This is a genomic window from Phenylobacterium sp. (genome assembly GCF_030693805.1).
Lineage (GTDB): Bacteria > Pseudomonadota > Alphaproteobacteria > Caulobacterales > Caulobacteraceae > Phenylobacterium.
In genome coordinates, this window is sequence record NZ_JAUXZW010000293.1 from 1 (window position 1) to 10,853 (window position 10,853).

Annotated in this window: 8 protein-coding genes; 3 read left to right on the plus strand and 5 right to left on the minus strand. The window is 66.8% G+C overall.

What is annotated here, in order from left to right; translation table 11 throughout:
- Nucleotides 1-1,910 (minus strand): ribonuclease E/G (locus tag Q8M88_RS11175; RefSeq protein WP_305597232.1); only part of this gene is annotated, 1,910 nt, incomplete at its 3' end.
- A 416-nt stretch (nt 1,911-2,326) separates the two neighbouring features.
- Between Q8M88_RS11175 and Q8M88_RS11180 the strand changes: the two genes are divergently transcribed.
- The 3 genes from Q8M88_RS11180 (at nt 2,327) to prfB (ending at nt 7,155) form a co-directional block, all read left to right on the plus strand.
- The gene (locus Q8M88_RS11180; protein ID WP_305597233.1) at nt 2,327-3,505 is read left to right on the plus strand and encodes an N-acetylmuramoyl-L-alanine amidase; all 1,179 of its coding nucleotides are present in this window, start codon (nt 2,327-2,329) and stop codon (nt 3,503-3,505) included.
- A 90-nt stretch (nt 3,506-3,595) separates the two neighbouring features.
- Nucleotides 3,596-5,983 carry a penicillin-binding protein 1A gene (locus tag Q8M88_RS11185; RefSeq protein ID WP_305597234.1) on the plus strand — a complete coding sequence of 796 codons (2,388 nt, stop codon included), beginning with the start codon at nt 3,596-3,598 and terminating at the stop codon, nt 5,981-5,983.
- Nucleotides 5,984-6,032: 49 nt separating this feature from the next.
- Nucleotides 6,033-7,155, plus strand: a protein-coding gene (prfB, locus tag Q8M88_RS11190; RefSeq protein WP_305597235.1) for a peptide chain release factor 2 whose coding sequence is annotated in 2 segments (ribosomal slippage) — nt 6,033-6,101 and nt 6,103-7,155 — 1,122 coding nt in all. Because the reading frame shifts where the segments join, the coding sequence is not laid out codon by codon here.
- Between the two features lie 118 nt (nt 7,156-7,273).
- Here prfB and Q8M88_RS11195 read toward each other — a convergent pair.
- The 4 genes from Q8M88_RS11195 to tyrS all read right to left on the minus strand — a co-directional run.
- Nucleotides 7,274-7,846, minus strand: coding sequence for a polymer-forming cytoskeletal protein (locus Q8M88_RS11195; protein WP_305597236.1), 573 nt, complete (start codon nt 7,844-7,846; stop codon nt 7,274-7,276).
- Entirely contained in the window at nt 7,824-8,981 is a 1,158-nt protein-coding gene (locus Q8M88_RS11200) for a peptidoglycan DD-metalloendopeptidase family protein (RefSeq protein ID WP_305597237.1), read from the minus strand. Before Q8M88_RS11200 ends, Q8M88_RS11195 begins: the two co-directional genes overlap by 23 nt.
- Nucleotides 8,982-9,264: 283 nt before the next feature.
- Nucleotides 9,265-9,732: a peroxiredoxin gene (locus Q8M88_RS11205; protein WP_305597238.1), complete on the minus strand. Its 468-nt coding sequence runs from the start codon at nt 9,730-9,732 to the stop codon at nt 9,265-9,267.
- An 86-nt stretch (nt 9,733-9,818) separates the two neighbouring features.
- Nucleotides 9,819-10,853 (minus strand): tyrosine--tRNA ligase (gene tyrS, locus Q8M88_RS11210; RefSeq protein WP_305597239.1); only part of this gene is annotated, 1,035 nt, incomplete at its 5' end.

Here is a 10,853-nt window from a genome sequence, read left to right on the forward strand (position 1 = left end):
CGTCCACGACGCCGACGGCGGCGGCGTGAGCCGTCGCGGTCCTCGCCGCCTTCCGCATCGGCGCGGCCGCGCGCCGGCGCTTCGCCGGACTGGGTGCGGGCTTCACCGTCCTCGTCGCCCTGATCGTCTTGGTCGCGGTCGTCGCCGATCTCGATGTCGTCTTCGATCTCGTCGGCGTCTTCAGCCTCGAGGTCGTCTTCGAAGTCGGCGTCGTCGTAGACCGGCTCGGGCAGGCCCGCGGCGATCGGTGCGAACGCCGCGATGTGGTCTGGGCGCGTCTCGGTAGCCGTGCGCTCGATGGCGTGATCGGCGTGAGCCAACGCGTCGTCGACAATCACCGTGACGAACAGACCCGACGCCTGTTGCAGGCGCGCAAGATAGGCCCGCTTCTCATTCAGGATGTAGAGGCCGACCGCGCGGGGCGTGCGCAGCGTCGCCTCGCCGCCGCCCTTCAAGGCCTCGATCTCCAGCGCGCGCAGAGCGGCAAGAGCGCTGGACTCCACCGAACGGACGCGGCCCGTGCCGGCGCAATGCTCGCAGACGTGAGTGGTGCCCTCCAGCACGCCGCTGCGGCGACGCTGACGGCTGATCTCCATCAGGCCGAAGCTGGAGATCTTGCCCATCTGCACGCGGGCGCGGTCGTCCTTCAGGCAGTCCTTGAGCTTCTTCTCGACGGCACGATTGTTCTTACCCTCGTCCATGTCGATGAAATCGATCACGATCAGGCCGGCCAGATCGCGCAGGCGCAGTTGCCGCGCGGTCTCCTCGGCGGCCTCCATGTTGGTCTTGAGCGCCGTGGCCTCGATGTTGCGCTCCCGCGTCGAGCGGCCGGAGTTTACGTCGACGGCGACCAGCGCCTCGGTCTGATTGATCACCAGATAGCCGCCGGAGCGAAGCGGCACGACCGGCGAATAGATCTGCGAAAGGTGGTCTTCCACCCGGTGCTTGACGAACAGCGGCGTCGGCTCGCGGTAGGCCTGCACCTTCTTGGCCTGCGAAGGCATCAGCATGCGCATGAACTCACGCGCTTCCTTGAAGCCGCGCTCGCCTTCGACCCAGACCCCCTCGATATCCTTGTCGTAGAGGTCGCGGATCGCCCGCTTGACCAGATCCTCCTCCTCGTAGATCAGCGCCGGCGCAATCGAGTGGAGGGTGGTCTCGCGGATGTTCTCCCACAGTCGCAGCAGATATTCGTAGTCGCGCTTGATCTCGGCCTTGGTGCGCTTGGCGCCGGCGGTGCGCACGATCAGGCCCATGCCCTGCGGCACTTCCAGGCTCTGGACGACGCCCTTCAGGCGCTTACGGTCGGTGACCGTGGTGATCTTGCGGCTGATTCCGCCCCCACGTGCGGTGTTGGGCATCAGCACGCCGTAGCGGCCGGCCAGCGACAGGTAGGTGGTGAGCGCGGCGCCCTTGTTGCCGCGCTCCTCCTTGACCACCTGTACCAGCATGATCTGGCGGCGGCGGATCACTTCCTGGATCTTGTACTTGCGCATCAGCCGGCGCCGGCGGCGTGCGACCTCTTCCTCCATGACGTCGTCTTCGTCATCGACGACGGCGGCGTCGTCATCGTCCTCACCGTCGCTTTCGCGGGCGGCGGGGGCGGGGTGATGGTCGTCCTCCTCCTCGGCCTCGTCGCGCATCAGGGCTTCGCGGTCGGCGACCGGGATCTGATAATAGTCGGGATGGATTTCGTTGAAGGCCAGGAATCCGTGGCGATTGCCGCCGTATTCGATGAACGCCGCCTGCAGCGACGGCTCTACGCGGGTGACCTTGGCGAGATAGATATTACCGCGAAGTTGTTTGCGGCTCTGACTTTCGAAATCGAACTCTTCAACGCGATTCCCATCGACGACCACCACACGCGTCTCTTCCGCGTGGGCTGCGTCGATCAACATTTGCTTGGACATAAGGTGGCTCTCCGCGGCGCGCCACGGGCTCTGGGCCCGAGCGCTGCCGGCTGGCAAGGTGGGCGCGCAGGCCGCGCGTCGCCGCGCCGAAACGGGCGTTGCGGGCGGCGAATGGCCGATCAGAGGCTCGAGCAGCGCTGCCCAAAGGTGTGTTCCTAAGGCGCGCCGGAGCGGCGCGTATCGGAGAATGCGTCGCAGCCGACCGCTCGGTCGGCGCTACGCGGCTGTGGCGCGAACAAGGACCGGCCGACGCCGGTGCGGTTCTCGCGCTCGGGCGGACATTGCAACAGTGGCCGGAAAAAGGAAAGCGGCACGCTCGCGTGTTGGGTGTTTAACTCTTTGTTACCCCGAAAATCCCTTATAGTCGGCCACTTGAGGGCGATGGATTGAGTGGTGGGGCCGAGATGCTCGCGCGTGTGAGCGCCGTCTTGAAGGAGGCCGGCAACCGCTTTGCGGTGCTGCTGACGGGCGGCGTGCTTTGCCTTGCCGTCGTGGCCGGATCCCAGGCCGCGACCGGTCACGCCGGCGTGCTGAACGTGCGCATCGGCGGCGACCGCACCGAAACCCGGATCGTCATCGACCTGGACCGGGCGGCCGGCGCCAAGATCGCCGCCGACGGCGCTGTGGATCGTCGCCTCGTGCTCAATCTCGCCGGCGTGTCGAGCGCCGACTTGCAGGGCGGGGGCGCGGGCCTGGTCAAGGGATGGACCCTCGCCGACACATCCGCTGGCGTCCGCCTTAAAGTCGATTTCGCCGCCGACGCGACGGTCAAGCGCCGCTTTCTGCTGCCGCCGGCCGACGGCGTCGGCCATTATCGCTATGTGATCGACCTGACGGCTCGCGAACCCGCCGTTCGCCTGACCTCGTCGCCCAAGACCACGCTGCGCGCTACGCCGGTGATCCTCAAGCAGCCGTTGTCGCTGAAGAAGGTGATCGTCATCGACGCGGGACATGGCGGTCGCGATCCCGGCGCTCGCGGCGCCAAGGCCATCGAGAAGGACATCAACCTGGCCGCGGCGCGCGCGTTGAAGGCGCGGCTGGAACGCAACGGCCGCTATCAGGTGGTCATGACCCGCAACAGCGACGTCTATGTGCCCCTGGAGACGCGGGTGCAGGTCGCCCGGCGCGCCGACGCCGATTTGTTCATCTCGCTGCATGCGGATTCCGGGTCCGACTCGGGGATGCGCGGCGCGACGGTCTACACCTTGTCGGACAAGGCCTCTTCGCGAGCCGCCAAGTTCGTCGACAAGGACGACTGGTTCATGAAGGCCAACCTGGCGGGCGGTGGCGTTAGCGACATCCTGCTCGACCTCACGCAACGGGCCACCAAGAACCGCTCGGCTGCCTTCGCCGAAGTCCTGCTGGGTCGGGTCGATGATCAGACGCAACTGCTGCGCCGCAGCCATCGGGACGCGGGCTTCGTGGTGTTGCTGGCCCCGGACGTTCCCGCGGTGCTTCTGGAGATGGGTTTCATCACCAACTCGGCCGATGAGGCGATCCTGCGCGATCCGACAAAGCGCGGCCGGCTGATGGGCGCGGTGTCCGACGCGATCGACGATTATTTCGATCAACAGACGAGGCTGGCCGCCCGCTGAGGCGCGACGCCGCAGGCCGTTGGCGCCCGCGGCGATGCAGGATAGAGACCCAGATTGCGGGATGCAGGCGCCCGCGGAGGTCTGGCTCAGTTGAACCCCCCGACACGATGGCTGGCGATCGCCGGCGTGACCGTGCTGAGCGCTATCGCGGTGGCCGGGCTGGCGCTCGCGATCTACGCCGCCTGGCTGTTCCATGACATGCCGGACGCCGGCGACCTGGTGGATTACCGCCCGCCGACCGCGACCCGCGCCTATGCTATAGACGGCACGCTGATTGGCGAATTCTCCAATGAACGCCGCATCTTCGTTCCCTATGAGCGGATCCCGCCGCAGCTTGCCCAGGCATTCCTGGCGGCCGAGGACCGCAACTTCTTCCGACACGGCGGCGTGGACTTCATGGGCCTGACGCGGGCCATGTCGCGCAACGTCCTGAACGCCGCGCGCGGCCGTCGGCTGGAAGGCGGATCGACGATCACCCAGCAGGTCGCCAAGAATGTGCTGCTGACCAGCGAGGCGACGGTCGGGCGCAAGCTCAAGGAAGCGATTCTCGCCGGCCGTCTGGAACAAACCCTGACCAAGGAGCAGATCCTTGAGCTCTATCTGAACGAGATCTGGCTGGGCTACCGCTCGTACGGCGTAGGCGCGGCGGCCTACAACTACTTCGGCAAGTCGATCTCGGACCTGACGCTGGCCGAATGCGCGTACCTCGCGGCGCTGCCCAAGGGGCCACAGAACTATCATCCGATCCGCCAGCGCGGCGCCGCCATCGCCCGGCGCAACTGGATCCTTGGCGAGATGGCCGACTTGGGCTGGGTCAGCCGCAACGACGCGCAGTTCGCCATGGCCGACCCCCTGAAGGTCCAGGCCGAGCCCGCGCGCGCAAAATACAAAGACGCCGACTACTTCATCGAGGAAGTGCGCCGTCGTGGCCGCGCAACGCTGGGACCGCGCCTCTACGAAGGCGGCTACTACATGCGAACGACGCTGGATCCGGAGCTGCAGACTGCGGCCCGGATCGCGCTGATGGACGGTCTGGAACGATACGACCGCCGCCACGGCTGGCGCGGCGCCTGGGGCAGAGTGGACATCGTCCCCGGCTGGGAGGCGGCGGCCAAGAAGAAGACCCTGCCGGCGGAGCGCCGCGATTGGCGAGCCGGCGTGGTGACCGAGGTCGGCTCGAGCGTACGGGTCCAATTGGCCGATGGCGCCACCGGGCAGCTCGTCGCCGCCGACGTGGCCTGGGCCAAGGCTGGCAAGGGCCTCAACGTCGGCGATCTGATCTTCGTCGAGCCGGCCCCTGGCGGCGGGCTGAACCTGAAGCAGGTGCCGGCGGTGAACGGCGCCCTGGTGGCCATGGAGCCGCACTCCGGCCGCGTGCTGGCGATGGTCGGCGGCTACAGCTTCTCGCTCTCCAACTTCAACCGCGCCACTCAGGCGGAGCGCCAGCCAGGTTCGTCCTTTAAGCCGATCGTCTATGCGACCGCGCTGGAGAACGGATACACGCCGTCGAGCGTGGTGATGGACTCGCCGATCAGCCTGCCAGGCTCAAAAGCCGGCGAGGTGTGGACGCCGGAGAACTACAGCCGAAACTACCTCGGCGCGCTGACCCTGCGCCGCGGGCTCGAGTTGTCGCGCAACACCATGACCGTGCGGCTCGCCCAGGGTGTCGGCATGAAGAAGATCCGCGACGCAGCGATCAAGTTGGGCGTGGTCCGCGACATGGCGCCGGTGCTGTCGATGGCGCTGGGGGCCGGCGAGACGACACCGTTCAAGCTGACGGCCGCATACGCCTCCTTCGTCAATGGCGGCCGCAAGATCGAGCCGCACCTGATCGAGCTGGTGCAGGACCGCGAAGGCAAGACCATCTTCCGCGCCGACCGTCGCAACTGTCCGCGCTGCGGAGCAGGCTTCAATGGAGATGAGAGCCCGCGCGTCGCTGCGGGCGGCGAGCAGGTGATGGATCCGATCACCGCCTATCAGATCACCTCTATGTTGCAGGGCGTGGTGCAACGCGGCACGGGCACCGCGGCGTTGGTGCTCGAGCGTCCCGTCGGCGGCAAAACCGGCACCACCAACGAGTATCGCAGCGCTTGGTTTGTAGGCTTCACCCCGCAGATCGTCGCCGGCGTGTTCATCGGCTTCGACGACAACCGCAGCCTGGGATATGGCGAGACGGGCACACAGGCCGCCGTGCCGGTGTTCGTGGACTTCATGAAGGTCGCGACCAAGAACCTGCCCAAGGAGGAGTTCAAGGCGCCGTCCAACGCCAAGTTCGCCATGGTCCGCGGCATCCGCGAGGCCTTCCGTCCAGGCACCGAGCCCAGGGTGGCGACGGCGCCGGCCTATTCCGGCGCGGCTCGCAGCGGACCCCAGCCCTACAACAAGGTCTGGCCGAGCGGTCAGCCGACAGGCGCGCCGTCCAGCGGGGCGGCGGTCGCGCCGAAGCGTCCGGCCGACGACATGAGCGGATTGTATTGACCCAGGCGGCGCGCTATTTGGCGCGCCCACCCTGTGCGGAGTTCACCCCATGAGAGCGGATGTAGAGGCCTCCAAGGCCGACATCGAGCAGTCGATCGAACTGCTCAGGAGGCGTCTTTGACTGGGAAGCAGCGCTACGCCGACTGGATGAACTGAACGCCAGTGTCGAGGACCCGAGTCTCTGGGACAAGCCCGAATCCGCCCAGGCGCTGACAAAGGATCGCAGCCGCCTGGCCGCTCAGGTCGACGCCGTGCGCGCGCTTGAGCGCGACCTGGCGGACGCGATCGGCTATGCCGAGATGGCCGACGAGGAAGGTGACGAGAGTTCGCTCGAAGAGGCGCGCGCCCAGCTCAAGGGAATCAAGGACCGCGCCGCCCGTGCCGAGCTCGAGGCTCTGTTGTCGGGCGAGGCGGACGGCAATGACGCCTTCATGGAAATCAACTCCGGCGCCGGCGGCACCGAGAGCAACGACTGGGCCGGGATGCTGCTGCGCATGTACAGCCGCTGGGCCCAGGCGCACGGCATGAGCGTGGAGTTCCTGGAGGAGACCAGCGGCGAGCAGGCGGGCATCAAGTCGGTGACCCTGCAAATCAGCGGACCGAACGCCTACGGCTGGCTGAAGACCGAGGCCGGCGTGCATCGTCTGGTGCGCATCTCGCCGTTCGATTCCGCGGCCAAGCGGCATACCAGCTTCGCCTCGGTTTGGGTCTATCCCGTGGTCGACGACACCATCGTCATTGAGATCAACCCGGCCGATGTGCGCACCGACACCTATCGGGCGAGCGGCGCCGGCGGCCAGCACATCAACAAGACCGACAGTGCGGTGCGCCTGACCCACATCCCCACCGGCGTGGCGGTGGCCTGCCAGATGGGGCGCTCCCAGCACCAGAACCGTGAGGAGGCGTGGAAGATGCTGCGCGCGCGGCTCTACGAGATGGAGTTGCAGAAACGCGAGGCCGCCCGCGCCGAACTTGAGGACCAGAAGACCGATATCGGCTGGGGCCACCAGATCCGATCCTATGTCCTGCAGCCCTATCAGATGGTCAAGGACCTGCGCACCGACGTCGAAACCTCGGACACGCAAGGCGTGCTGGACGGTGATCTGGACACCTTCATGGGCGCGTCACTGGCCCAGAGGGTCGGCGCGACCCGCGACGCAGCCGCAAGTTAGCTTCCCCCGCCTCATAGCCGCTCACCCCGGCGAAAGCCGGGGCCCAAGCTGACTCGCGTTTAGCGCGAGGACGGCTCGCATGGGTCCCGACTTTCGTTGGGATGAGCGGTATGTGAGATCAGTTCAGGGGTTTGGCGGCGCCGGAAGGAGGCGCATCCTTCGGCGCGCCGGGCGGCGGCGTGGCGCTGCTCGTCGTCGGCGCGATCGAAGGGCTCGGCGAGGGCGCTGGCGACTGCACCGCGGGCTGCGCGGTCGTCGTGGAGCCTGCCGGACGTTGGAACTTCAGGCTGCGGCCCTGGAAGAAGGCGCCGATCTCCATGGCGAGTTGCTCATGGGTGACGTCGCCGTCGACGTAGGCGCTACCATGGAGGCGCACGCTCTTGGCGGTGACAGTGCCCACCACCCGGCCGCGAATTTCGACCGATTCGGCGACGATCGAGCCTTCCACATGACCGGTGTCGCCGATGGTCAGACGGCCGACCCGAAGGTCGCCGCGCACGACGCCGTCGATGTGCAGCTCACCCTCACCGACAACGCCGCCTTCGACGGTCATATGCTCGGCGATCAAGGTCGCGACCTTGGGCTTGCGCGCGGTGGGCGACGCCGCGGAGGTGTCGGTCGGCGGTCCTGGTTCGAGTTTCATCGGCGCGACTGCCTGATCAGGGGTTTTAGCTGTTGTTTTCGTGAACATAACGCCCAGCTTTCACAAAGCGGTCGGGGTTCTGCGGTCGCCCGTTCACCCAGACCTCGTAATGAAGATGTGTACCCGTCGAACGGCCGGTGGAGCCCATGCCGCCAATCCTCTGACCCACGGCCACCTTCTGTCCGACACGCACGCCGATGGATTGCAGGTGAGCATAGCGCGTTTTCAGGCCGCGACCGTGATCGATTTCGATGGCGTTGCCGTAACCGGCGCGCGGACCGGTGAATGAGACCACGCCGGGCCCCGTCGCCTGGATCGGCGTCATCGTCGCGCCCGCGAAGTCCAGGCCCGAATGGAAAGCCGGCCGTCCGGTGAAGGGATCGAATCGCACCCCGAAGCCGCTGGTCTGGGGCGTGCCCTCCGTGGGGCGCGAGAATGGCAGGGTCTCGGCCGCTGCGCTCAGCGTGCGTACTTCCGATAAGCCCTTCGCGGCCTGCTGAACGCGCTCGGCGAAAGATTCGTCGACATCGAGGATCGCGGCGAGCGCGCGCGGGTCCTTGGCCTCGATCAGAGGGCCGCCGAGCGAGCCGCTCTCACGGACGTAGTTGGCGGGCGACAACCCGGCGAGACGGAACGCCAGGCGCAGCCGCTGGGCGCGCCCCTTGGCGAAGGTCTCGGCGGCGTCCAGCAGGCGCTCCTGGCTCAGACGCACCATCTCGACACGGCGCAGGGGATTGGCGTTCGGGGCGGCGAGGGCGCGGTTGATTGCTGGAGCAAGAGCCTCTGCAGCGCCCGGGGCGCCCTTCACATCGGTCAGCAACAGCGCCAGCGCCGTATGCCGCTTCTCGACCTCCATGGCGATGCCGTTGATCGATCCGTCCGCCGCGTTGAGCTGGGCGACGGCGCTGTTCAGGCGAGCCTGGCGGTCAGCGATCCAACGTTCGTACTTCGCCTGGACGCGAGCGGCTTCCTGGTCTGCTGAGGAGGGGGAAATGGCGCCGATGAACAGCGCGGTCGTCGATACGCCCATCCAGAGGGCTGCGGCGGCGATTGCGGCGGCGCCGCCCATCTGCTTGTTGGGGCTGAGGACGAAAGCCCTCATCTCGCCGCCGGAACGTACGTAGAGGTGCCGTTCCGGGAACAGCTCCTCTAGCGATTGGCGAAGGCGCGCGAGGCGTGTCATGCGTACCGCTTGGGAAACCTGCACTGGTCCGGGCGATATGCAATGAGACTCCCGCCGCGCGCAAGAGGCTAGCGGCGTGCAGCGGACAAGGTCCGACGCATCGCAAGGTGAACGAAACTGGTTAAGCCGTACTGAACGGCCCGGGCCAATTCGCGTCCTACGCGAACCACGTCTCTCTGTGCGCGCAGGGGCGCGACGCGGTGAATCGTCAACTTGCAACGCTGGTGAAAGTTCCCGACGAAAGCTTATCTCAGCGTCATCGGGTGCGACGCTCGGTCGCTGTTCAGCTTAGGGCGCGCGCGGCGCTCAGTACATCCCGGGCGTGACCGGCGACCTTCACTTTGCGCCAGACGCGGGCGATTCGCCCTGCGCCGTCGATCAGGAAGGTCGAGCGCTCGATGCCCATGTACTTTCGCCCGTACATGTTCTTCTCGACCCAGGAGCCGTAGCGGTCGATCACCTCGCCCTCGGGATCAGATGCGAGCTGGACGCTTAGGTCGTACTTCTTGGCGAACTTGGCATGGCTCGCGACGGTGTCCTTGGACACGCCGACGACGCTGACGCCCGCTTTGGCGAAGTCGACCTGGGCTGCGGTGAAGTCCTGGGCCTCGCGCGTGCAGCCCGTCGTGTCGTCCTTGGGATAGAAGTACAGGACGACCGGTTTGCCCTTGAAGTCGGCCAGGCGCAGCGGCCCGTCAGCGCCCGCCAGTTCGAAGTCCGGCGCCGCGGCGCCTTCGATCACGTCAGCCATCGTCCGTCCTCAGCTCAAGCTTCGACCCTTAAGCGAAGTAGGCGGCGGGGATGCGCAGGGCAAGCCACGCCGTCCGCACCGTCGTTTCAGCCCGGTCGCACCAGCACGATCTTCTTCTTGCCGGCCGCCAGCTTCACCACGCCGTCGACCAGATCAGCGGTCGTCACCAAACGGTTGGCGTCGGTCTCTGCCTGGTCATTGACCCGCAGGCCGCCGCCCTGGGCCAGGCGGCGTGCTTCCCCGCGCGAGCCCGCAAGGCCCGCGTCGGCCGCCAGCGCCGCCAGCACGACCCCCGCGTCGAGGTCGGCTTGCGGGACGGAGTAGCTTGGCAGATCGTCGGAGACGCGGCCCTGCTCGAAGGCTGCGGACGCCGCTTCGGCCGCTGTCTGCGCAGCTTCAACGCCGTGCAGCAGCGTGGTCGCGGCGTTGGCCAGCAGCTTCTTCGCCTCATTGATCTGGGCGCCCGGCAGGGCTTCCTGTCGAGAGATCTCATCCAGCGGCAGATCGGTGAACAGGCGCATGAAGCGGCCGACGTCGGCGTCCTCGGTGTTGCGCCAGAACTGCCAGTAATCGTAGGGGCTGCGCATGTCCGCGTTGAGCCACACCGCGCCACCCACGGTCTTGCCCATCTTCTGACCCGAAGCGGTGGAGAGCAGCGGCGTGGTCAGGCCGAAGGATGGCTTCTGATCGACGCGGCGGATCAGCTCGACGCCGTTGAGGATATTCCCCCACTGGTCCGACCCGCCCATCTGCAGGACGCAGCCGTAATGGCGTTCGAGTTCCAGGAAGTCGGCGGCCTGCATGAGCATGTAGTTGAATTCTAGGAAGGTCATCGGCTGCTCGCGCTCGAGCCGCAGCTTGACGCTCTCAAAGGCCAGCATCCGGTTGATCGTGAAGTGCACTCCGTAGTCGCGCAGGAACTGCACGTAACCCAGCTTGTCGAGCCAGTCGGCGTTGTTGACCATCACCGCGTCGGTCGGACCGTCGCCGAACGTCAGAAACCGCGAGAAGGTGTGCTTGATGCTGTCGATGTTCGACTGGATCTGTGCGTCGGTGAGCAGCGGGCGCTGACCGTCCTTGTCGGTCGGATCGCCGACCTTGGTGGTGCCGCCGCCCATCAG